Here is a 22759-nt window from a genome sequence, read left to right as displayed (position 1 = left end):
TCAAACAATTAGCAAGGGTCAATTACACCAAAATGAAATTTTGCACTTTTTCTTTTGTATACGTGAAAATTGTGCTTTTCAAATCTAGAACTACGGAAATGATCTTTCAGAACGACACGTTTTCTCGCCACACGCTTCGCTTCCGCAATTGTTTCGTCAGTAATATCATGATACAAAGCGAAATGTTTTAACCCTTTTATTCCATCTGATTCGATGACAGTTTCTTCAAACATCGGATCCAGGTATACGACGTCATAACTATTATCTTCACATTGCGTTAAAAATGCGAAATGCTCAGTTTGTTTTACATCGATTCTTTGCATTGCTTCATCGATTTCAGAAACGGATGAAGACCATGTTTTCAAGCCTTTTCCCATGATGTACGCCATATATTCGTTTCCTTCAAGCCCTGTTACTTTTCCATCTTCACCAACAATATAGCTAGCAACAATACTATCTGATGCCATACCGAGCGTACAATCTAATACTGTCATTCCGCTCTCTAGTTTAGCAGCTTGTACAAAGGGATCGTGTTCTCCGCGCATTAACCTTTTCACACGAAACATTGCTGAGTTTGGATGAAAGAAAAACGACTCTTCCGTACCTTTTGGATAAATGGCTAATCGATTTTTCCCTACGACAAGTACATCTTGTTCATACTGCTCATGCAGTTTATGTACTGGTATGTCATTACGTTTAATGAAAGAAAGATTTAATTCTGCTGCTACCTTGTTTGCATAATCTTTCATTTCTTTATTTGTTCTTCCTGCTGTTGTTACTATCATTTTTTCACCTCTATATAAAGAAAAGAGGGAGATTCACTCTCCCCCTACTTTAGCAATTCTTTTCGAAAGCTTGTTCTAAGTTTGTAATAATTTCGTCCATTGTTGCGCCTTCAATTTCATGACGGTGAATGAAATGAACAACTTCTTTTCCTTTTAGTAATGCCATAGATGGTGAAGATGGAGGAATTTCTCCGAAGTATTCACGCATTTTTACAGTAGCATCTTTATCTTGACCTGCAAATACAGTTACAAGATGATCAGGTTGTTTTTCAGCACGTACAACCGCTTGACCTGCTGATGGGCGTGCTAAACCAGCTGCACAACCACAAACAGAGTTTACAACTACTAAAGTTGTACCTGATGCATTCTCCATAAATTCTGTTACAGCTTCTTCTGTAGTTAACTCTTCAAATCCAGAACGCACTAACTCTTGGCGCATTGGAATTACCATTTGACGCATGTATTCTTCATATGCATTTGACATCTTGTATCTCTCCTTCAACTTTCATTCCAAATTTATCATATCACGCTCTATTAATAGGTGCAAAAGAAAGATAACGATGATTTCATTTTTTTGTAGGGATTTCACAAACCCCTTCACGACAGTGTCCAACTGGGACAAGTTTTCTATTGTTGGCAATATAATCGTATACTTTACTTCCAAATCCAAGTACGATAGATAGTTTTATAAAAGGTACTGCAAACCAATAAGATGGAACGGCCTTTGCTAATACGTTAATGCTATGAATTCCGTCATACCACTTATTATTTTTTAAAATATACAATCTTTGTTCCATCTTACTTTGTAATTCTTGAGAAAGTTCATACTTCTCAACTACATCTTCATCTCGAAATGAAACAAATTTCATCTTACCCTTTTTATCTAATCTTTTCGTACGTTCTGCAACTGCCGTACACATCGGGCACCAACTATCATAGAAAACAATCATAAACTATTCCCCTTTACGAGACTCCGTCATTTGCTTCCATACTGATCCTTTTGCTTCTTCGCCGCCTTCAATACGTTCTAAAGCTAAACGTGCTTGCATCGCCACTTCAAACTCCGGATCATCTTCTGCTGCTTTTAGTGCCGGAATTGCACTTTCATCACCAAGTTCAAATAAGAACATTGCTGCACGCCAGCGTACTAATTTACTTGAATCTTTCAAAGATTTAATCATAACGAACATCGCTGCTGGATCACCTACGTCTGATAAGCAATCTCCTGCTGTACGACGAACGCTTACTGAACGATCTAATAACGCTTTATATAATAACGGCAATACTCCTTCACCTTTTACCATACCTAAATAAGCTGTTGCTAAACGGCGGATAGATACTTTCTCATCATCTAATGCCATTTTCAATACCATCATATCTTCTTCCGTTGGATCCATTTGTTCTAAAGCTGCAAAACGGTTTTTCCAGTCAGAATCTTTCATCATCTCTTCTGTTACTTTATATGGCTCACGCTTTTGAATCGTTACTTCAACAGCACCTGCTTGATCTAATAATTCTTTAACCGTTTCATTTACACGTTCTTCTGAATAAGCAGCAATAATTTCTTCTACTACTTCTTTCCCGATTTCTTCAAAATTACCGTAACGTGTACTTTGCTCTACCCACTTACGCTCTTTCACAACGTTAGGTGCAGACATTTGCACTTTCATAATTGATTCTTTAAAACGATCAGGTAAACCAACACGCTCTTCTGAGGTCCCATCTGTTAACTTCACTTGCATCGGAATTGTAAAGAACATTTGAACAAACACTTTCACTTCTCCAAAATGAGAAAGTTGTTGTTCTTCGCTTTCTTCCACTATTTCTTCACCAAAAACGGCACGAACTTGTTGTAATAAAACTTTCCAGTCATATTTCGCATTACGCTCTACTGCTAAAAAGTCTGCAACATGGTACACACCTTTAATACCTTCAATTTTCAAAATTTCTTGCACTTGCATTGGTGCTTGTTCTTTATTTTCATTTGTATAATTATTTCGCGCTCCTGATGGTAATACTTCATTTAAAATAACTTTCATTGTATTTGGACTTGGCGTCGGTTCAATTGCTTTAATCTTCACGTAAAAAACTCTCCTTTATTGCGTGTTCTTAGCTGTATTGTAACATGTTATCACTCTATACTCCTACTCGGATGCTTAATTTTACTAATTCCTTTTCTACATTTCTTAGAAGTTTAATTATTCTTATTTGCACCTACTGATCCCGAAACTATAGTTAAAAGTATAATTGACAATAACATAAAAAGGGATTAACCTTAACTCATAAAATGACCACAGTCACTTTATGATCAAAGTCACTTTATGATGGAGGGATAATAAATGAATAATGTCATAATTATTGGTGGCGGTATTGCTGGTCTTTGCGCAGCAATCTCCTTACAAAAAATAGGAGTAGATGTAAAAGTGTATGACAAAAATATTGAACCTACTGTTGCTGGTGCTGGTATTATCATTGCCCCAAATGCGATGCAAGCACTTGAACCATACGGAATTTCTAAGAAGATAAAAAAATTCGGCAACGAAAGTGATGGCTTTAACCTCGTATCCGAAAAAGGAGATATTTTCAATCAATTGATTATTCCAGCTTGCTATCCAAAAATGTACTCCATCCATAGAAAAGATTTACATCAATTGCTTCTTTCTGAACTACGAGAAGGTACTGTCGAATGGGGAAAAGAATGCGTAGAAATAGAACAAAATGAAGAAAACGCCTTGAAAATATTATTTCAAGATGGTAGTGAAGCATTCGGCAATATACTCATTGCTGCTGATGGTATTCATTCTATCGTCCGAAAACAAGCAACACAACGCGATGGTTATCGTTATGCCGGATATACGTGTTGGCGCGGCGTAACTCCAACTCATAATCTATCTTTAACAAACGATTTTATTGAAACTTGGGGAGCAAACGGTAGATTCGGTATCGTTCCTCTTCCCAACAACGAAGTATACTGGTATGCACTCATAAACGCTAAAGCTAGAGATCCAAAATACAAAGCTTATACAACAGCTGATTTATATAGTCATTTCAAAAATTATCATAATCCCATTCCAGCTATTTTAAAAAACGCATCTGACGTTAATATGATTCATCGTGATATTGTAGACATCACTCCAATGAAACATTTTTTTGACAAACGCATCGTATTTATTGGAGATGCTGCCCATGCACTTACACCTAATTTAGGTCAAGGGGCTTGTCAGGCAATTGAAGATGCTATTATTCTTGCTGAATGTATCAAAAATAACGCCCACTATCGTCAAGCATTTATAGAATACGAACAAAAAAGACGAAATAGAATTAAAAAAATCTCAACCACTGCATGGAACATTGGAAAAATGGCACAAATGGAAAGTAAACCTTTAATTATACTAAGAAACCAAGTAATGAAACGTATCCCGAAATGGATTTCTGAAAAGCAAGCTCATGAACTATACAGTTTTCATTTATAACACGAAACTACAACGAAAAGTATGAACAGAATTCTCTCTATCCTTCTTTCAACTGTATTATTTATTAATTTACTTGGATGCACTTCTTCCGCCTCAAATAAAGAAGACTCAAAACTCACATTAAAAACAACAGATGTAGTGAACTTTATTAAACCGTAAACTTAAGCATGAAATAAGATTTTATTTGAGATAATCTAATAAACAGATATAATTGTTTGTGTTAGGGGTAGATTATATGCTTAGAGAAACGAGAAAAAAGGAATTAAAAGAACTTATATTCCTAAAAGCAGTACAGCTCTTTCAAGAACGTGGGTACGAAAATGTAACGGTTCAAGATATTACTACTGCATGCGGGATTGCAAAAGGAACTTTCTTCAACTACTTTCCGAAAAAAGAAAACATATTATTATTTTTAGGTGATTCTCAAATTGAACTATGGAATGAAAGTTTAAAAACGTATGAAAATGTGGAACATCCGAAAGAGCGGATCAAACTTGTTTTAGGAGATTTACTGGACCGATTTACTGGACATGGCGAATTAATGAATCATGCTGTCTTTGAAATTATTAAATCTAACTACTTAGTAGAAAATGAATTAAAAAGTATACAACAGCTACAAGAAAGTTTGTCTTCTATTATTACAGAAGCGAAAGAGACAGGAAAATTACACAGTCCATGGGATACAAATATCATCACTTCTACTATTATGAGTACTTATTTCTATACACTAATGTCCCATTCTTTATTACATGCTAATGAAACAAATGCGAAAAATATACTTAATCAACAGTTAGATGTTATTTGGGAAGGTATTAATCAAAAATAATAGAGGGCTATGCTACATAGCCCTCTTAATTTTTAATGCTCTTTTACGTTTCCCCCCGATGCCCCCTCCCGCCTTCTCTCTAAAAATGTAATACTCTCAATCACAACTTCAGTTCTATATACTCTCTTTCCTTGCTCATCATCGTAATTACTCGTATGAATACGCCCGGTAATCCCAACAAGTGAGCCCTTCATACAATATTCTGTTACATTTTCAGCCGATTTTCGCCAAACAATACAATTTATAAAATCGACTTGTTGTTCACCTAAACTATTTCGAAAACCTCTATTCACCGCAACACATATTCGTGCATAAGCGACTCCTTGTTTTGTGTAGTATAATTCTGGCTCCTTTGTCAATCTACCGATTAATACAACTCGATTCATCATAAGTTATACCACCTCACATATTTTTCTTCATTGTAAAGAAAAATGTTGGAAGGGTAAAAAGTACAAAACGGCATGTTTGTAAATAAAAAATATTACTTTATATCTTACAAAACTAAAAAAGAAACCCTACATAGTTTAAACATGTAAGGTTTCCAAAAATATTATACTTCACTGCAAGATATGTAATATCCTCCGCGATCCATTTTTATTTCAGCGCAGTACATTACATTTTCCAAGTTAAAAATAATCGGTTTAACTTTACTCTCAAATTTTAATTCCCCATTACATTCAGCCGCATATCCTTCAATAGCTGAACGAATGACTTCTGCTGATGGATATGTTAAAGCGTCATCTAGTTCTATGAAAAAACTTTTAGAAAATAGTTTTTTCATAATCCTTTTTTCTCTTTCATCATATTCCATCCCCCTTCAATTTAAGTCGCCAACATCCATATTTTCAATTTATCTTTGAAAACAAAAAAATCCTGCACATTTCATGCAGGATTTTTTTATTAGTCATTTTTCGTAAAGTAAGAAACAAAACGAAGAATTTCTAAGTATAGCCATACTAGAGTCATCATTAGACCCATTGCACCGTACCACTCCATATATTTTGGAGCTTGGCTACGTGCACCGCTTTCGATTAAATCGAAATCTAGTAATAGATTTAATGCAGCAACTACGATAACAACTGCACTAATGATAATACCAATTGTACCACCTTGGTGAATATACGGAACAGTTACACCGAACATGTTTAGTAAGAATACGATTAAATACATTACCGCAATTCCCATTGTCGCCGCAATTACACCTGTACGGAATTTATCAGTTACTTTTACTACGCGCGTTGCATACAACACTAGCATTGCAAATAGAATTGAAATTGTTAGTAAGACAGCGTTTAAAACGATAGTATCGCCAAATTTCATTGTATAAATCGCTGAAATACTTCCTAATACAATCCCTTCTACCGCTGCATAAATCGGTGCACCAATTGGTGATATACGCGGGAAGAAGATAGATGCAAATGCGACGATTGCCGCAATAACTAAAGCACCAATTAATACTGGCATTTTCATCGTATTATTTGTCATCTGTATGTATGAATAGACAGACGTTGCAAGAAGCAAGATAAGCATGATAAACGTTTTGCCTACTGTTCCACCAATAGTCATCGCAGAAGCACTTGCTCCCTCTTTACGAAATGCGTCTTTTTTCAACATTGGATTAGATGTTCTCATTTTTTCCCCTCCTAAAATAGGTTCTACCAATAGTGTAAAGTTTTTCTCTTTACTTTTCAATATATGCAGCTTGTTTTTATTTTAATCCTTCAACAATGTCTGATAGTTCGCTCCATCTTTCCATCGTTTTTTCTAGCTCTTCTTCTGTTTTCTGCTGTGCTTCAGATAATTCTTGTGCCTTTGTGAAGTCAGATCCAACTTTCGCAAGTTCTTCTCCAATTGACTCAATTTTCTCTTCTAGTTCGGCAATTGTATCTTCAATTGTTTCCCATTCACGCTGCTCATTGTATGAAAGTTTACGTTTACGTTGTTGTTTTGGAGCTTCTTCTACTACTTTTTTCTCTTTTTGAACTTCCGCCTTCTCAATAAGTTCTTTCGTCTTTTCCATTTCTAAATAGTCCGTATAACTACCTAGGAATTCACGCACTTCGCCCTCGCCACTAAAGATGAACAATTCATCTACTACTTTATCTAAGAAGTAGCGGTCATGCGATACAGTTAAAACGACACCTGGGAAATCTTCTAAATAATCTTCTAGTACTGTTAATGTTTGTGTATCTAGATCATTCGTAGGTTCATCAAGTAATAGTACGTTTGGTTCTCCCATTAAAATACGTAATAAATATAAACGTCTTCTTTCACCACCAGATAGTTTACCAAGCGGTGTACCATGTGAATGCGTCGGGAATAAGAAACGTTCTAACATTTGAGATGCACCAATTACTTTTCCGTCTGTCGTATGAATAACTTCTGCAATCTCTTTAATGTATTCAATCATACGCTGATTTAAATTCATCTCTTCATTTTCTTGCGTATAATAAGCAACTTTTACAGTTTGTCCTACTTCAACTTCACCACTATCAGGAGATAACTTGCCTGCAAGCATATTTAATAGCGAAGATTTCCCGCTTCCATTCGCCCCAATAATTCCGATACGATCGCCTGGTTTCACAATATGATTAAAATTATGTAGTACCGTCTTATCACCAAATTTTTTCGTTACATCTTTTAACTCAAGTACTTTCTTTCCTAGACGACTTCCACTTAGTGCAATATCAACTGATTGCTTCGCTGCTGGTCCTTCTTGTCCCTTTAGCTCATCAAAACGCTGAATACGCGCCTTTTGTTTCGTAGAACGGGCTTTTGCACCACGGCGAATCCAAGCAAGTTCACGACGATATAAATTTTGGCGTTTGGATTCTTGTGCCGATTCTTGCTCTTCACGAAGTGCTTTCGCTTCTAAAAATGTACTATAGTTTCCTTCGTAGCTATATAGTTTACCGTTATCTAATTCAAAAATACGGTTTGTCACACGATCTAAGAAATAACGATCATGGGTTACAAGTAATACCGCACCTGTATATCTTGCTAAATATTCTTCTAACCATTCAACTGTCTCATGGTCAAGATGGTTGGTAGGCTCGTCTAAAATTAATAGATCAGGTGTTTCAATAAAACATTGTGCCATTGCGATACGTTTTTTCTGTCCACCAGATAGGTTTCCAACAGTTGCAGTAAAATCTGTAATTCCTAATTTCGTTAAAAGAGATTTCGCATTTGCATTTGCTTCCCATGCACTCATTGCATCCATACGTTGCTGTACGGCAAATAATTGTTCCTGTACTTTTTCATTACTTGGATCTTTTTCGATATTTAATAACGATTGTTCATAATCACGAAGAAGACGAATTAAAGGTGTATCACCATGGAACACTTGCTCTAATACTGTTAGTTTTTCATCAAACTCTGGTTGCTGTGATAAATAACTAATTGTATAACCACGTGAATGCGTCATATCACCTGTATCAGGAGTTTCTAATCCTGCAATTATTTTTAATAATGTCGATTTACCAGTACCGTTTACACCAATAATTCCGACACGTTGTCCTTCTGTAATACTACATGATAATCCATCAAATAACGGTTTTTCTCCGTATGATTTCGATAAGTTCTCCACAGTTAACATTTTCATATTTGTGCATTCCACTCTTTCATAAATTGTTCAATAAACTCTTCCATATAACGATGACGAACTTCAGCCTCTTGTTTTGCTGCGTTCGTGTTCATTAAATCTTTTAGTTTTAAAAGTTTTTCATAAAAATGATTTAAAGATGGATCATTATTTTTTCTATATTCATCTTTCGTCATCACTTCTCGAGGAGGGATAGTTGGATCATACATTAATCTCCCTTTCGCTCCTCCGTATGCAAATGTACGAGCTATTCCAATTGCACCAAGAGCATCTAAACGATCCGCATCTTGAACAATTCTACCTTCAAGTGACTCAACTGTGCCACCATGACCACCCTTATAAGACATATTGGCGATGATATGAAGAACATGTTTACTTTCCTCTTCTTCAACACGTAACTCTTCTAACCAATCAGAAACTTTTTTCATTCCTGCTTCTTCACTCTCATTTAACTTCTCATCTGCTACATCGTGAAGTAATGCTGCCATTTCAATTATAAAACGATTTCCCCCTTCTTGCTCAGATAAAGAAATCGCCAATTTATGTACGCGTTCAATATGATACCAATCATGCCCACTCGCATCTTTTTCTAAAATATGCTTTACGAAAGTTATTGTTTTTTGAATTTTTTCTTGTTTTATCATTTTATCTTCACCCAGTTACTTATTGTAACACGCCCGCATTTTTTCATCACATATTTTCTTGTCTGCCCATACACTAGGTGGTAGGCATCATTATGAAGGAGGAATAAACATGTTCTATAATAATCAACCGCCTTACCCACAACAACCTTTTTCCCCTCAACATCAGGAACAAAGATATGCTGAACAGTATGGGGAGGAAGAGACACAACATCAAGAGCCTCAATACGAACAAAATCCATACGCAACACCGCAAACTCAAGAAACTGAATATCAACAAAATCCATATGACACACGTCCAAATTATGAATATCCTCAAAATCCATATGCAGCACCACCAACTCAAGAACAACAATATCAGCAAAATCCATACACAACTCAGTACACTCAAGAACAACAATATCAACAAAATCCATACACAACTCAGCCACAACAACCGCAATACCAACAACAAATGTATCAGCCAAACTATGACCCACGTGTCTCACCGCCAGCACCGCAAACTATCGATCCTACGCAACCGCAAATTTTACCGCCTGGGCCAACACTCGATATTACACAGCCACAAATTTTACCGCCTGGACCAACACTCGATATTACGCAGCCACAAATTTTACCACCAGGACCTATTACAGAACCAACGCAACAACAAATCCAACAAGTTGTCGGTACACAGTTTTTACCTTTAAAAAAACCTGTACTTGATTTCGTAAAACCTTGGGTAGATTACGGTTTAAATGAAGCGAAACATACATCACACAAACATGCTTTAACAGAAGTTGCTGCGATTATGTTCTTAGTTGGTAAAGGATTCAACCCAACGATTGCTCATTATATTGTAGAATCTTGGGAGAAGAATGAGCAGTTTTAAAATTGTTGATTTTAAAAAACATAAAAACCTCAAAAATGCCAAATCCCTTATGTCACAAAGGATTTGGCATTTTTAAGGTTCTAGAAAAAACCGCTAAATATAAGGGGAAATTAAAAGTCATGAATCCGGTACAATACTGTGTCCACGCCCAAGGAACTGCCAAATGAAATAACGTGTCTAACTTTTTGGAGTCTATTGGCCTTTTCAAATCCCCTTATATTAGTGTTCGCTATTAAGATCTTTTCCTTCTAGGACCTACAATTAATTTGATTGCTGTTCTTTCTTGATTATCGATAGTAACCTCTTGAAACGCTGGAACAAGAACCAAATCAATTCCACTTGGAGCGACAAAACCTCTTGCAATCGCAATTGCTTTAATCGCTTGATTTAAAGAACCCGCTCCAATTACTTGAATTTCTACCTTGCCACTTGCTCTTAGTACACCGGCTATTGCACCTGCCACTGAATTTGGACTTGATTTTGAGGATACCTTTAATATATTTTCCATGTACGTTGCTCCCTCTATTATTTAATCTCTCTTTTCTTACGGTTTGCAATATAACTAACGTATCTTTAACTACTATTCATACCAAAAGCAAACAATTCTGTATAATTACATTCATTCGATATCTTTTGTCTTCTTCCTGCTCAATTGCATAAATAAAAAGCGATGACTAAGCTGGAAACTTAATCATCGCTTTATCCATTTCTCTGTTTCACTAAGATGCTTTCCTTTAAATACTTCTCTTGTTTACTTTGGCGATATACTATCTTAAAGTTTAAATACTTCAACATTTTAAAACCTCGGATAGAGTTATCTGCTAAATTTTCAGCCTTTTTCGTCTTCAAAAGTCATTACATATAATATTCTAGTTCTATTCTTTTGAAAACTGTATCTCCTCATTAGAGCACTTTATATTATGCCAGCTTTTTATCCCAAATCTATCACCTTATATATGGACAAGTATACACGCCAATTACTTTTCAATTACATAAACTACTATATATTATACATTTATTAATAATAGGAGGTAATATATTGGGTTCATACTATCATTCTTCAAGCTCATATAAAAAATGTTCATGCCACTCTTCTTCTAGTTCATATAAAAAGTGTTCGTGCCATCAATCTTCCAGCTCGTATAAAAAATGTTCATGCGACCATTCACATAAACCATCCTGCTCAGCTTACGGAACTTTTTGGCAAACTGAGTTTATAACTGTCCCTTTTGGCGATTCTTTTCCATTTAATCACGTTGGCCCTTTGGCGGGAGGAGTTTCTTTACTAAATCCTACTACTATACAATTTAGTCAAGCAGGTGATTATCGAATCTCATTCATTTCAAGCATTAACACTACTTTAAATCCTGTATTTCCCCATATTCCAGTCATAACTATATTTTTAAATAACAATCCACTTGCTAATAGTCAAGGTGATTTCGCTTTTCAAATGAATACTTCATCAAATAACGAATGCCTTCAACTAGTTGGCGAAACTATTGTTACGGTTCCAGCTAATTCAAAACTTCAACTTAGAAATAATAGTGGTTTCAATCATCAAAGTATTATAACTTGTGATAATGGTATAAATTCAGTTGAATTAACAGTTACAAAACTAAGTTAATACTATTCCCTCACATTCAGATGCTAATTCCGCATCTTTTTTTATTGCATAACGTTTTTTTGATTCCTATCGTCCTCTTATAAAACATAAACTCCCATTTCACTTTTCTATTCATCTAATAAACATGAAAAGTGCCGAAATCCTTCTACCACAAGAATTCGGCACTTTTTTTATTAAAACAGATTCCTTCTTTCCTACTTCTCTACATAAACCGATTTAACTATCGTACGATTATAAGGTTGTCCTTCCTTATTCATCCCTTTCATATCAATTGTAACGTTATATACACCTGGCTGTTCTATATTTTTCAAAGCACCTGTGAATGTAGTTGTATTAATATTTTGCGATTCATTTGATTCAGAAACTAATTTTCCATCTTTATTAATTACTCTTACTGTTACTGAAAGATTGCCTTTCATTTCTGGAGCTGCAGGTGATTTTTTGAGTTTATACTCTGCTTTATTTACTTTAACTTTTGCCGGCATTTGAAGGACGAACGGAGCATCTTTTTTGTAATCGGTTACGATTAAATATGCATCTTTTGGCTGCTTTGCCATCATTTTAACTTGCCATTCTCCTGCTTCCATTTTATCAAATTTAAATATTCTTATAGTCGCTCCTTTAAAGAGAGATTCACCTTCACCAGTAGATACAGCACTATCTTTATTTGTATAAACTTTTCCTTTTGGAGATATTAGTTGTATTTCTACATCCGAAGAAGCTGTTAAAACAGAGACTACCCCTTCTGCTTTTTTATCAACTGCGACAGTTTGCCCTACCCACTGATTTTGTGACAACTCTCCTCCTAAAATAGCTTGATTAGAAGTTGAGTTTAATTGTTCTACCTTTTCCTCTGAACTATTACTCGGGGCTAATAAAGCCGGTACTGGTAAATTTGCTGTCCGTAAATATGGCTCAATTCGTGCGAAAACAGCTGAACCTTTTCGTATATTATCATGATCAAATCGTGCATCCGTAAATAAATGTGTTCCATATGGTAACTTAGCACTCCATTCGTTCACTAATCCATCATTAGAACCGTATGATGACAAGTACAACCCGCCCATAGATAATGCTGAAAAAACAGGTCCCCAGCTTGTCCCAGTAGCCGTATAGTAACGGTTTAATTTAGCTGCAGGATTATTATCTATTGTAGAACGAAACTTTGCCATTTCACCTATTTGCAATGAATATGTCCCATCATCTTTTTGACCTAATATAGAGGCGAGCCACCCTGCCCACCAACTATATGATAAATCCGCTAAATTTGATCCGTAATGCGGAGTGGCAAGTGTAATAACATTTCCAACAAATCGATTCGCTCCATATCCAACTAACGCAGCTTGTGTATCGATACCACCTTTACTATGAGCTACAACATTTACTTTTTTACCAAAATGATTATAAATTTCTTCAAGCTTTTGTGCTAACAATTTTCCATTGTCCCATTGGCTAGCTGATCCTTTCCCCGCAGCATCGTATAATTGAATAAATACAGTTTGATAGCCTGCTTTCAAGGCGTAGTCGTACATATCATTCATATCATGATATACTGTCTTTCCATACCAACTATCCGCATTACCATTTCTTCCTTGCACAAAGAGAATTGGTGGTTTATTCTCATCATAATTAGCAGGTTTCTGACCTAAAAACCATTCTCCAGGAGTAAATACTTCTTTGTCTGGAAAACCAGTCTTAAGCTCTGTTACAACCTCCGCGTGTACATTTGTACTAAAAACCAGCGGACTCATAAAACAAAGTACAATAAATAATGCGATACTCCTTTTCATAATTCCCATTAACATCCCCCTTTTCCGCCAGAAAGAAAACGCTACCATTCCGTTGGACACCAATTGTTTTAAATTCCATTTAATCAATTACTTTTACGATACAATATAATAAGTAATTAATAGCGCATTCCTTTCTTATCAAACGTTATTCTCTCAACATTCATTCATTCCTTTTTACAATAAGCGTTTTGAATATTTCTCAATAAAGCTTTCTCTTCACAAAAAAACTGCGTATAAAAGGTCTCTTTAATAACCTTTTATACGCAGCTTCTTTGTTTAAAATCCGATGATATACTCATCATCATATTTATCGTATTGCAAACCAGCTCCTATTCTCAATTCTGTAACTTGATCTCTAAGGAATGGTGCATCTTCTATTTTACTAGTTGCAATTTCGATTCCATATTTTTTTGTTAAATGCGCTAACTCTATTAAAAACCATTCTCTTCGCAATGCGATTGGAATTTCATACGTTCGTCTTTTCATATATACTAGCACCTCTTCTATTTTCATTAATAAAAAGAGTACCACTTCTACTTTCGATACACTTTTTAAAACTATCGTTCATCATCAAAGGCCAATGAAACATTATAGTATATGCATGTCCATTTTAAACGTGCTATGGCAAAAATAATATTAAAAAACTGAAAAAACCTCATTTAGTTTACATAAAAAAATTATGTAATAGTAAAAGGGTAAGGCTTGTCCCTCATCCTTTTACTATAGAAATCTAAATTAAGAACACCTTGGTACACCTAAAGCTAAAAATAAACTCGCTACTCCTGCTGTAATTGGCACCTTCAACGTAATAACATCATCTACTTTTGTTACTAAAAAGTAAGCATTCCCTTCTTGTAACACGCAATTCACTAATAATTGAAATTCCATTCAAATCTCCTCCTTTCAAATGAGATACTATAATCTATGAAAATCTTTTCAAAATGTAATAGGAACTAAATCTATTTTTCCTTATATATAAAATATATGTTTATTTATCTATTAAAAATATTATAAATCTTTTTATTTTATTAAAAACCCTGTAATTTCCAATGAATTCTTATATAATCAATAAAGAAAATCTTACAAATGGAGGTATGAAAATGACTATTTTGAGTAATATTGGTGTAGCTTTATTTTTGATTGCTATCATTCTTTTAATCTTATGTATCATTTCATTCTTTAAGAAAAATGGAAAAGCAAAACAATATGGTCGTCCAACTGTTATTCTTTTTATGATTTCAATTATGTTAATAATGACCGGCACAACAAAATCTGAACACCCAGTCGTCGAATTTTTTTCTACTTTAAGTTTCATTTTATTTATATTTTTCCTTGTTCTTGCAATATTATCTGTTATTAAGAAAACAGGTGTAGCAAAAAAACAATTTATAATTACAGCTGTTTTATTTGTCATCTTTGTTGCGCTATCAGGTATTTCAAGTCCTTCTTCTGAAAAAACGAAAGCAACTAATAAACAAGTCGCTTCTAATAGTGAAGAGAAAAAAGATGACGCAAAGAAAAAGGAATTAGAAAATAAAGAAGCGGACGAAAAAACTCGTAAGCAAGAAGATGAGAAACGTCAAGCTGAGGAACTAGCTCGTAAGCAAGAGGATGAGAAACGTCAAGCTGAGGAACTAGCTCGTAAGCAAGAAGATGAGAAACGTCAAGCTGAAGAACTAGCTCGTAAACAACAAGAAGAGCAACAGCGTCAAGCTGAAGAACAGGCCCGTAAACAACAAGAAGAGCAACAACGTCAAGCTGAAGAACAGGCCCGCAAACAACAAGAAGAGCAACAACGTCAAGCTGCTGAGCAAGCTCGCAAACAACAAGAAGAGCAACAACGTCAAGCTGCTGAGCAAGCTCGCAAACAACAAGAAGAGCAACAACGTCAAGCTGCTGAACAAGCTCGCGTACAACAGGAACAACAAAAAGCACAGCAAACTCGAACACAACCGGCTGCTGGAAGCAATAGTAATACATATTTCAAAAATTGTACTGAAGTTAAAAATGCTGGGAAAGCCCCATTATATAGAGACCAACCAGGATATAGCTCTAAACTTGATCGTGATGGCGATGGAGTTGCGTGTGAAAGATAGTAATAAAAAAGAAGCTTCTACTAAGCTTCTTTTTTTATTACCGTAAAGTATTGCGACGAATTACGCTTCCTCTTACTTAAATAAAACTCCTTTTATTATTCTCAAAAATGACACATAATAAGTGATTTAAATCACCACATTGATTTTAATTTATCGCTATTCTTGATTTAGATATTACATTTAAACTTTATGGAGGTCTTCATATGGAACATACATTTACTGAAACTTCAATTATCGGTGAGATTGTAACACAATTTCCGAAAGCTAGTGATCTTTTTAAATCATATAGAATAGATTTTTGTTGTGGTGGAAATAGACCACTTATTGATGCAATTAATGAAAGAAATTTATCAGCATCAGAGGTAATCACAGAGTTAAATACGCTTTATCATAAAACGAAGCTATTAAACGAATCTGAAATTGATTGGAAAAATGCTTCTTATCAAGAATTGATTGATTATGTTATAAATAAGCATCATCGCTATTTAAATGAAGAATTGCCACAGTTAACCCCATATGTGACGAAAGTATTACGCGTTCATGGGGCTAGTCAGCCTCATTTAGCTCAAATTCATAAGCTATTTCATGAACTTAAAATTGAATTAGAACAGCATTTAATTAAAGAAGAAACCGAAGATTTCCCATTAATTTTAGAATTCGAGCACAATCCAACTGATGAAAACTATGCAAAGTTACGTAAAGTAGTAGATGAGTTGGAGAATGCACATAGCCACGCTGGCAATATTATTAAAGAACTTCGTAAGGTGACAAATGACTTTACTCCTCCAGAAGGAGCTTGCGGCACTTATCGTCTTGTTTACCAGCGCCTTGAAGCTCTTGAATCTGACTTGTTTGAACATATTCATTTAGAAAATAACATTTTATTTCCACGTGCTATCGCAAAAGCTTAATTACGGCGCAGGACATGAGCATTTTTACTCATGTCCTGCTTTTCATTTTGTAAAAAATATTCACACGTTCCCCCACCGTTTCACTGGACAGCTTGATATAATTTAATTTATCAAAGGAATATATCAGGTAGCATTAAGGAGTTGTATTTATGAAAGAAAATATGATTTAAAAACATTTACGAGAGTTCTTCCTCTTTAAAGAACTTTCAGAAGAAGAACTACAGCTTGTTATGGAGGGTTCTTCATTCCCAACTGATTATTCCTCCTTCCTCTCTTCTTTAATCTCACTAAAAAACAAGTCCTCTCATAAAGTAAAACTTCTAATTTGCGGGGGGTTGTTCATTTCCCGCAGACTATTAAGCGTCCCTCTCTCCTTTCACTTCCACTACAATCTAGTTATCTGCCCACATAACCAAATATCTCTTTCGCTTCTCCCTTCACATAAACCCGAATTTTAACAATTTGTGAATCATTATAAATATGTGATAAATATCACATCTCCCTCTTTTTTAATTTTCTATAATAGAAATATAATTCTTTGTTCAACTTTTCACATAGAAAGGGAAATGAATATGAAAAAACGTTTAGTTATGATCGGGAATGGTATGGCTGGCATACGCTGTATGGAAGAAATATTAAAACATGATAGTGATTTATATAATATTACTATTTTTGGAGATGAACCACATCCAAACTACAATCGCATTATGCTCTCTCATGTTCTGCAGGGAAAAACAAATATGCAAGATATCATTATGAACGAATATAGTTGGTACGAAGAAAATGAAATAACTTTATATACAAACGAGAGAGTTCAAAGTATTGACCGAGAAGAAAAAGTCATTGTCACAGAAAAAAATCGTACTCTTACATATGACAAACTCATTATCGCAACAGGATCTAGTGCTTTTATATTACCTGTTGAAGGTTCCACCCTTCCTGGTGTGACTGGATTCCGAACAATTGAAGATACACAATTTATGATTAATACTGCTAAACATAAGAAAAAGGCCGTTGTCATTGGTGGTGGATTACTTGGTTTAGAAGCCGCAAGAGGTCTTATTGACTTAGGAATGGACGTACATATTGTTCATTTAATGCCGAGCTTAATGGAGCAACAATTAGATGCCAAAGCTGCTTCTCTATTGCGTGAAGATTTAGAAGCGCAAGGCATGAAATTTCTAATGGAAAAGAAAACTGTGAAGATTCTTGGTACCGATCATGTTGAGGGTATTCAATTTGAAGATGGTGAAATTGTAAATTGTGATTTAATCGTAATGGCTGTCGGAATACGTCCAAATACTCAAATAGCAAAAGATGCTGACTTAATTGTAAATCGCGGCATTGTAGTCAACGACTATATGCAAACAAATGATGAATCCATTTATGCAGTTGGAGAATGTGCAGAACATGATGGTATCACATATGGACTTGTTGCTCCTCTTTATGAACAAGGTGCAATATTAGCAAAACAAATAACGAATTTACAAACGGATGGATATACAGGCAGTATCGTCGGTACGCAATTAAAAGTTGCAGGTTGTGATTTATTCTCTGCTGGCCAAATTTATGAAGATGATATAACGAAAGCAATATCAATCTTTGATGAATGTAAACGTTCCTATAAAAAAGTATTAATTCGTGACAATAAAGTCGTTGGTATCGTTTTATATGGTGATACTGCTGATGGTACACGCCTCTTTAGCATGTTAAAGAAAGAAGAAGACATACAAGAATATACAGCCGCTTCCCTTCTTCACAAAGCTGGTGAAGAAAGTGAACTTAACGTAGCTACTATGAGTGCGGATGACACTATTTGCGGATGTAACGGTGTTACTAAAGGAGCAATTGTTCACGCAATTTTAGAACAAGACTTAACAACTTTTGATGAAGTAAAAGGATGTACGAAAGCCGCAGGGTCTTGTGGTAAATGTCGTCCGCTTGTTGAACAAATTTTATCTCATACACTTGGAGATGCTTTTGATGCCTCAACGCAATCTGCCGGTATGTGTGGATGTACAACTTTATCACGTGATGAAGTCGTAGCGGCAATTCACGAGAAAGGTTTAAAATCTCCAAAAGAAGTACGAAATGTCCTTGGTTTTGCACATGAAGACGGCTGTTCGAAATGTCGCCCTGCTTTAAACTACTATTTACGTATGGCGATTCCAGAAGAATATGCAGATGATAAATCATCCCGTTACGTTAATGAAAGAATGAATGGTAACATCCAACATGATGGTACATTTTCTGTTATTCCACGTATGTACGGAGGCGTTACAACCGCAGATGATTTAATGAAAATTGCTGAAGTTGCGAAAAAATATGACGTTCCTCTCGTAAAAATTACAGGTGCGAGTCGAATCGGCTTATATGGTGTTAAGAAACAAGATTTACCTAACGTATGGGCTGACTTACATATGACTTCTGGATATGCGTACTCAAAATCGCTTCGTAATGTAAAATCATGTGTTGGTTCTCGTTTCTGTCGTTTCGGTACGAAAGATTCATTAGGACTTGGTATGTTCCTTGAACAGTCATTAGAAATGGTAGATACACCTCATAAAATGAAAATGGGTGTAACAGGTTGTCCACGTAACTGTGCGGAAGTACTTACGAAAGATTTCGGCGTTGTGTGTGTTGAAAATGGATTCCAACTGTATATCGGTGGAAATGGTGGTACGGAAGTACGCGAGGCTGATTTTGTAATGATCGTCCCTACTGAAGACGATGTCCTTCGCATCGCTACAGCTTACATGCAATATTATCGTGAAACTGGTATTTACGGAGAGCGTACTGCCTACTGGACAGAACGTTTAGGCTTCGATCACATAAAAGAAATACTACAAGATGCAAGTATGGTTACTACGCTAAATGATCGTTTCCAAACAGCTCGTAGCACATATACGGAAGCTTGGGGACAAGCACTAGAAACGAAGTCTTTAAAAGCGATGTATGAAGTAGAAACTGTGAAATAAGGAGCTGTGATCTATATGATACAAACGAAAGAAAAAATAAAAGTTATGCGTGCGGAAGACCTTCCTATTCAAATCGGTAAAGAGGTGCAAATAAAAGGTATGTCTATCGCCCTATTCCGCCTTTCAAATGGTGATATTCGAGCTGTAGAAAATCGGTGCCCTCATAAAAATGGACCGTTAGCGGAAGGAATTGTATCTGGGGAATTCGTCTTTTGCCCACTACATGATTGGAAAATTTCATTACTAACAGGTGAAGTCCAAAAACCTGATGACGGCTGTATTCAAACGTACGAAGTAGAAGTTATTGATGGTGACATTTATATAAAGTGAAACTTTAATCAGCGGGGATTGGTTCATCCCCCGCTGATTATTAGCCCTCACCAATCGGGCTTTTACGGGCAGTTGATCCCCACCTAACTACTTTGCTTTCGCTGAATTTTGAGGTAGGGGTCTTACTGCCCGGCAAATAGCGGGAGAAACATGTAATTTACGAAAGGAAGCCTCCCTGGCTTCCTTTTAAATAAAAATAAACGAGGTGCGAATATGAACGGATATGTATATTTAGTTGGTGCAGGACCAGGTGATGAAGGGCTTATTACAAAAAAAGCGATAGATTGCTTAAAGCGTGCCGATATTGTCTTATATGACCGCTTATTGAACCCTAACTTTCTTAGCTATACAAAGCCAACTTGTGAACTTATTTATTGCGGTAAAATGCCAAAGAATCATACTATGCGTCAAGAAATGATTAACGCCCACCTCCTTCAATTTGCGAAAGAAGGAAAAATCGTTGTCCGCTTAAAGGGCGGAGATCCATCTATTTTTGGCCGTGTTGGTGAAGAAGCAGAAACTTTAGCAGCAGCGGACATTCCATATGAAATTGTACCAGGTATTACAGCTAGCATCGCCGCTAGTAGTTATGCAGGTATCCCCCTCACCCACCGTGACTATAGTAATAGTGTAACTTTACTAACTGGGCATGCAAAAGGTCCTTTAACCGATCATGGAAAATACAATTCATCCCACAATAGCGACACGATCGCCTACTACATGGGTATAAAGAACTTACCTACAATTTGTGAAAATTTACTACAAGCAGGAAAACAAGAAAATACACCCGTAGCAGTCATTGAGTGGGGTACAACTGGAAAGCAACGCGTTGTCACAGGAACACTTTCAACCATTGTTCCTATCGTCAAAAACGCAAATATTTCTAATCCATCAATGACAATTGTTGGTGATGTCGTTTCCTTACGTAATCAAATCGCTTGGAAAGAACGTAAACCATTGCATGGTAAAAAAGTTTTATTTGCATCCGCAACAAATAAAACCAGTTTCATAAAGCAAAAGTTACAAGAATGCGGTGCAGAAACATATCAAATTCCAACTTTCAAAAGGGAAGAATACACATTAACATCTGAACAAATCAATGAAATTTTTAACGTTGATCGCCTTGTATTTTGTTCAGATGAAAGTGTAGAAATCTTGATGCGATCATGTAGTAAACACCAGAAAGATATTCGTTCCTTACAGGCGAAACTGCAGTATATGAACGTTGCCACTCAAGAAAAACTTATGCAATATGGGCTACTAAGTAAACAAGCAGAGTTCTCTTCCGATACAACTGTTTATTTAGGCAGAAATATTAATCGAATTGGTTTTATTCAAGAAAAAATTGGTGCTGGGTCTTATATGATGACTCATGAGTATACAATTGATCATCGTTTCGATGAAGTCCATTCTCGTATGCTTTCTGAATTCTCATGGGATAGCATTGTATTTGAAGGACGTGCTTCTATTGATACGTTTCTAGCAGAAATAAAACGACTTGGCTTTATCGATATTCTTACTCTTCCCTTCTCGTATACCGACATTCCAACGTTACACTATGCGAATAAAGTTGGTTTTCATAATGTAGATGAGCAATTACAAGACATGATTATGAAGAAAGATTTGGTGGTACGATGAAAGGAATTGTATATGTTGGACACGGTAGTCGCCTGCGAGAAGGTAATGAACAATTCATTCACTTTATTCAATCTGTTATGAAAGAACGTAACGAAAGGAGTCAAAAAATAGCTTTTCTAGAACTAACGACACCTACCATTTCGGATGCAGTTACAGAAGCAATACTAGAGGGTGCAACTGAAATAATGATTGTACCTGTTTTATTATTTGCAGCAGCTCACTATAAACGTGATATTCCTTTTGAAATAGAGCAACTACAAAAGAAATATCCACAAATAACATTTTCAGTTGTACCACCTTTTAGTACGCATCCACATATGGTTGAACTTGTAGTGAAAAGAATACTTGAAACTATGCCAAAGCAAGATAGTAGCGTTTTACTCGTAGGACGAGGCAGTAGTGATCCACAGCCGATACATGAGTTACAACAAATCGGAGCAGCGGTCGAACGAAAACTCGGTATGCCAGTATCGTGCTCCTTTTTAACGAAAGGAGCGCCCTCTTTTACTGCTGAGCTCAAGGCTATAACATCGACTGCGTCCCATGTATATGTCATGCCGTACCTTCTCTTTACCGGATTGTTGCTTCAAAAAATTAAGTTGCATACAAAAAAATATGATCACGTTACGACTTGTAATTGTCTTCAATTTGATACATATATGAAGTTAGCATTATTAGAACGAATGGAGGAATGTGTGTATGTATAATATGTATCCTCTTATGTTTAATTTAGATAAAAAAATTGTTGTTATAGTTGGTGGTGGTAAAATCGCATATCGGAAAGCGTCTGGATTAAAAGATACAGGCGCTTTTGTCACCGTTATCAGCCCAGAGATTTGCGAGGAAATGAAGGAACTTCCTTATATTACTTGGAAGCAAAAAACTTTTACTAATGATGATATTAAAGATGCTCATCTTATTTATGCAGCTACAAATCAACATGATGTCAATATGATGGTCAAACAAGCCGCACATGATTTCCAATGGGTTAACGTTGTAAGTGATGGCACAGAATCATCCTTTCACACACCTGGTGTCATCCGAAATGATGAATATATTGTAACGATTTCAACTTCCGGTAAGGATCCATCGTTTACAAAGCGTTTGAAGCAGGAACTAGCATCTATATTTCCTAAACTTATAAAAAAGCTTTCTCGTACTCACAAATAATAATCTATTTCTTAGCTAAAAT

At 35.7% G+C, this 22759-nt stretch carries 23 protein-coding genes and 1 pseudogene; 11 read left to right on the top strand and 13 right to left on the bottom strand.

Annotation, left to right across the window (positions count from 1 at the left end; translation table 11 throughout):
• Positions 1-8: 8 nt before the first annotated feature.
• From JTF23_RS03755 to JTF23_RS03740, 4 genes are all read right to left on the bottom strand, one after another.
• On the bottom strand, positions 9-785 hold the full coding sequence (locus tag JTF23_RS03755; RefSeq protein ID WP_204208144.1) for a class I SAM-dependent methyltransferase: 777 nt from the start codon (positions 783-785) through the stop codon (positions 9-11).
• 49 nt (positions 786-834) lie between these two features.
• Complete coding sequence (locus tag JTF23_RS03750) at positions 835-1269, bottom strand: BrxA/BrxB family bacilliredoxin (RefSeq protein WP_002012568.1); 435 nt, start codon at positions 1267-1269, stop codon at positions 835-837.
• Between the two features lie 82 nt (positions 1270-1351).
• Positions 1352-1735 (bottom strand): thiol-disulfide oxidoreductase DCC family protein, encoded by a 384-nt coding sequence (locus JTF23_RS03745; protein WP_002085930.1) that lies wholly within the window; start codon positions 1733-1735, stop codon positions 1352-1354.
• A gap of 3 nt (positions 1736-1738) precedes the next feature.
• Positions 1739-2866 carry a conserved virulence factor C family protein gene (locus tag JTF23_RS03740; protein ID WP_204208143.1) on the bottom strand — a complete coding sequence of 376 codons (1128 nt, stop codon included), beginning with the start codon at positions 2864-2866 and terminating at the stop codon, positions 1739-1741.
• A gap of 258 nt (positions 2867-3124) precedes the next feature.
• Between JTF23_RS03740 and JTF23_RS03735 the strand changes: the two genes are divergently transcribed.
• The gene (locus JTF23_RS03735) at positions 3125-4258 is read left to right on the top strand and encodes an FAD-dependent monooxygenase (RefSeq protein WP_204208142.1); all 1134 of its coding nucleotides are present in this window, start codon (positions 3125-3127) and stop codon (positions 4256-4258) included.
• A 235-nt stretch (positions 4259-4493) separates the two neighbouring features.
• Positions 4494-5084 (top strand): TetR/AcrR family transcriptional regulator, encoded by a 591-nt coding sequence (locus tag JTF23_RS03730; protein ID WP_002200680.1) that lies wholly within the window; start codon positions 4494-4496, stop codon positions 5082-5084.
• Between the two features lie 32 nt (positions 5085-5116).
• Here JTF23_RS03730 and JTF23_RS03725 read toward each other — a convergent pair whose 3' ends face one another.
• The 5 genes and pseudogenes from JTF23_RS03725 to JTF23_RS03705 form a co-directional block, all read right to left on the bottom strand.
• Complete coding sequence (locus JTF23_RS03725) at positions 5117-5473, bottom strand: single-stranded DNA-binding protein (protein ID WP_078181759.1); 357 nt, start codon at positions 5471-5473, stop codon at positions 5117-5119.
• A gap of 161 nt (positions 5474-5634) precedes the next feature.
• A pseudogene (locus JTF23_RS03720) lies at positions 5635-5888 on the bottom strand (DUF4318 domain-containing protein).
• A 96-nt stretch (positions 5889-5984) separates the two neighbouring features.
• Complete coding sequence (locus JTF23_RS03715) at positions 5985-6716, bottom strand: Bax inhibitor-1/YccA family protein (RefSeq protein ID WP_002200683.1); 732 nt, start codon at positions 6714-6716, stop codon at positions 5985-5987.
• Between the two features lie 76 nt (positions 6717-6792).
• Complete coding sequence (locus JTF23_RS03710) at positions 6793-8688, bottom strand: ABC-F family ATP-binding cassette domain-containing protein (RefSeq protein ID WP_002158067.1); 1896 nt, start codon at positions 8686-8688, stop codon at positions 6793-6795.
• A complete protein-coding gene (locus JTF23_RS03705; RefSeq protein ID WP_002202190.1) occupies positions 8685-9332 on the bottom strand; it encodes an HD domain-containing protein in 648 nt (215 codons plus the stop codon). The genes JTF23_RS03710 and JTF23_RS03705 overlap by 4 nt, the downstream gene beginning before the upstream one ends.
• A 109-nt stretch (positions 9333-9441) precedes the next feature.
• On the opposite strand from JTF23_RS03705, the gene JTF23_RS03700 reads away from it, so the two are divergent.
• On the top strand, positions 9442-10200 hold the full coding sequence (locus JTF23_RS03700) for a hypothetical protein (RefSeq protein WP_204208141.1): 759 nt from the start codon (positions 9442-9444) through the stop codon (positions 10198-10200).
• A gap of 232 nt (positions 10201-10432) precedes the next feature.
• Here JTF23_RS03700 and JTF23_RS03695 read toward each other — a convergent pair whose 3' ends face one another.
• On the bottom strand, positions 10433-10708 hold the full coding sequence (locus JTF23_RS03695) for a stage V sporulation protein S (protein WP_002148380.1): 276 nt from the start codon (positions 10706-10708) through the stop codon (positions 10433-10435).
• A 531-nt stretch (positions 10709-11239) separates the two neighbouring features.
• Here JTF23_RS03695 and JTF23_RS03690 point away from each other — a divergent pair.
• Positions 11240-11824, top strand: a complete 585-nt coding sequence (locus JTF23_RS03690) for a preprotein translocase (protein WP_204208140.1) — start codon at positions 11240-11242, stop codon at positions 11822-11824.
• Between the two features lie 194 nt (positions 11825-12018).
• Here JTF23_RS03690 and JTF23_RS03685 read toward each other — a convergent pair whose 3' ends face one another.
• The 3 genes from JTF23_RS03685 to exsG form a co-directional block, all read right to left on the bottom strand.
• On the bottom strand, positions 12019-13629 hold the full coding sequence (locus tag JTF23_RS03685; RefSeq protein ID WP_374100887.1) for a lipase family alpha/beta hydrolase: 1611 nt from the start codon (positions 13627-13629) through the stop codon (positions 12019-12021).
• Positions 13630-13890: 261 nt separating this feature from the next.
• Positions 13891-14100, bottom strand: a complete 210-nt coding sequence (locus JTF23_RS03680) for a hypothetical protein (protein WP_002158072.1) — start codon at positions 14098-14100, stop codon at positions 13891-13893.
• Between the two features lie 249 nt (positions 14101-14349).
• Positions 14350-14502: an exosporium protein ExsG gene (gene exsG, locus JTF23_RS03675; RefSeq protein WP_204208138.1), complete on the bottom strand. Its 153-nt coding sequence runs from the start codon at positions 14500-14502 to the stop codon at positions 14350-14352.
• 212 nt (positions 14503-14714) lie between these two features.
• Between exsG and JTF23_RS03670 the strand changes: the two genes are divergently transcribed.
• The 7 genes from JTF23_RS03670 to JTF23_RS03640 all read left to right on the top strand — a co-directional run bounded on the left by JTF23_RS03670 (position 14715) and on the right by JTF23_RS03640 (position 22737).
• Positions 14715-15710 carry an excalibur calcium-binding domain-containing protein gene (locus JTF23_RS03670; RefSeq protein WP_204208137.1) on the top strand — a complete coding sequence of 332 codons (996 nt, stop codon included), beginning with the start codon at positions 14715-14717 and terminating at the stop codon, positions 15708-15710.
• 203 nt (positions 15711-15913) lie between these two features.
• Positions 15914-16621 carry an iron-sulfur cluster repair di-iron protein gene (gene ric, locus JTF23_RS03665; protein ID WP_204208136.1) on the top strand — a complete coding sequence of 236 codons (708 nt, stop codon included), beginning with the start codon at positions 15914-15916 and terminating at the stop codon, positions 16619-16621.
• A 572-nt stretch (positions 16622-17193) separates the two neighbouring features.
• Positions 17194-19599 carry a nitrite reductase large subunit NirB gene (gene nirB / locus JTF23_RS03660; protein WP_204208135.1) on the top strand — a complete coding sequence of 802 codons (2406 nt, stop codon included), beginning with the start codon at positions 17194-17196 and terminating at the stop codon, positions 19597-19599.
• Positions 19600-19614: 15 nt separating this feature from the next.
• Positions 19615-19929 (top strand): nitrite reductase small subunit NirD, encoded by a 315-nt coding sequence (gene nirD / locus JTF23_RS03655; RefSeq protein WP_002168518.1) that lies wholly within the window; start codon positions 19615-19617, stop codon positions 19927-19929.
• 213 nt (positions 19930-20142) lie between these two features.
• A complete protein-coding gene (locus JTF23_RS03650; protein ID WP_204208134.1) occupies positions 20143-21567 on the top strand; it encodes a uroporphyrin-III C-methyltransferase in 1425 nt (474 codons plus the stop codon).
• Positions 21564-22274 carry a sirohydrochlorin chelatase gene (locus JTF23_RS03645; protein ID WP_204208133.1) on the top strand — a complete coding sequence of 237 codons (711 nt, stop codon included), beginning with the start codon at positions 21564-21566 and terminating at the stop codon, positions 22272-22274. The genes JTF23_RS03650 and JTF23_RS03645 overlap by 4 nt, the downstream gene beginning before the upstream one ends.
• Positions 22267-22737: a precorrin-2 dehydrogenase gene (locus JTF23_RS03640; protein WP_204208132.1), complete on the top strand. Its 471-nt coding sequence runs from the start codon at positions 22267-22269 to the stop codon at positions 22735-22737. Before JTF23_RS03645 ends, JTF23_RS03640 begins: the two co-directional genes overlap by 8 nt.
• Positions 22738-22759 lie beyond the last annotated feature (22 nt).

The organism is Bacillus sp. RIT 809 (genome assembly GCF_016892495.1).
Classification (GTDB): domain Bacteria; phylum Bacillota; class Bacilli; order Bacillales; family Bacillaceae_G; genus Bacillus_A; species Bacillus_A cereus_U.
Note: the sequence above shows the minus strand (reverse complement) of the source record. Positions and strands in the feature narration are given on the sequence as shown.

Excerpts from the sequence above, each read along its gene's own strand:
- JTF23_RS03755 (WP_204208144.1), bottom strand. The coding sequence starts at position 785 with ATGATAGTAACAACAGCAGGAAGAACAAATAAAGAAATGAAAGATTAT.
- JTF23_RS03750 (WP_002012568.1), bottom strand. The coding sequence starts at position 1,269 with ATGTCAAATGCATATGAAGAATACATGCGTCAAATGGTAATTCCAATG.
- JTF23_RS03745 (WP_002085930.1), bottom strand. The coding sequence starts at position 1,735 with ATGATTGTTTTCTATGATAGTTGGTGCCCGATGTGTACGGCAGTTGCA.
- JTF23_RS03735 (WP_204208142.1), top strand. The coding sequence starts at position 3,125 with ATGAATAATGTCATAATTATTGGTGGCGGTATTGCTGGTCTTTGCGCA.
- JTF23_RS03730 (WP_002200680.1), top strand. The coding sequence starts at position 4,494 with ATGCTTAGAGAAACGAGAAAAAAGGAATTAAAAGAACTTATATTCCTA.
- JTF23_RS03725 (WP_078181759.1), bottom strand. The coding sequence starts at position 5,473 with ATGATGAATCGAGTTGTATTAATCGGTAGATTGACAAAGGAGCCAGAA.
- JTF23_RS03715 (WP_002200683.1), bottom strand. The coding sequence starts at position 6,716 with ATGAGAACATCTAATCCAATGTTGAAAAAAGACGCATTTCGTAAAGAG.
- JTF23_RS03710 (WP_002158067.1), bottom strand. The coding sequence starts at position 8,688 with ATGAAAATGTTAACTGTGGAGAACTTATCGAAATCATACGGAGAAAAA.
- JTF23_RS03705 (WP_002202190.1), bottom strand. The coding sequence starts at position 9,332 with ATGATAAAACAAGAAAAAATTCAAAAAACAATAACTTTCGTAAAGCAT.
- JTF23_RS03700 (WP_204208141.1), top strand. The coding sequence starts at position 9,442 with ATGTTCTATAATAATCAACCGCCTTACCCACAACAACCTTTTTCCCCT.
- JTF23_RS03695 (WP_002148380.1), bottom strand. The coding sequence starts at position 10,708 with ATGGAAAATATATTAAAGGTATCCTCAAAATCAAGTCCAAATTCAGTG.
- JTF23_RS03685 (WP_374100887.1), bottom strand. The coding sequence starts at position 13,629 with ATGTTAATGGGAATTATGAAAAGGAGTATCGCATTATTTATTGTACTT.
- JTF23_RS03680 (WP_002158072.1), bottom strand. The coding sequence starts at position 14,100 with ATGAAAAGACGAACGTATGAAATTCCAATCGCATTGCGAAGAGAATGG.
- exsG (WP_204208138.1), bottom strand. The coding sequence starts at position 14,502 with ATGGAATTTCAATTATTAGTGAATTGCGTGTTACAAGAAGGGAATGCT.
- JTF23_RS03670 (WP_204208137.1), top strand. The coding sequence starts at position 14,715 with ATGACTATTTTGAGTAATATTGGTGTAGCTTTATTTTTGATTGCTATC.
- ric (WP_204208136.1), top strand. The coding sequence starts at position 15,914 with ATGGAACATACATTTACTGAAACTTCAATTATCGGTGAGATTGTAACA.
- nirB (WP_204208135.1), top strand. The coding sequence starts at position 17,194 with ATGAAAAAACGTTTAGTTATGATCGGGAATGGTATGGCTGGCATACGC.
- nirD (WP_002168518.1), top strand. The coding sequence starts at position 19,615 with ATGATACAAACGAAAGAAAAAATAAAAGTTATGCGTGCGGAAGACCTT.
- JTF23_RS03650 (WP_204208134.1), top strand. The coding sequence starts at position 20,143 with ATGAACGGATATGTATATTTAGTTGGTGCAGGACCAGGTGATGAAGGG.
- JTF23_RS03645 (WP_204208133.1), top strand. The coding sequence starts at position 21,564 with ATGAAAGGAATTGTATATGTTGGACACGGTAGTCGCCTGCGAGAAGGT.
- JTF23_RS03640 (WP_204208132.1), top strand. The coding sequence starts at position 22,267 with ATGTATAATATGTATCCTCTTATGTTTAATTTAGATAAAAAAATTGTT.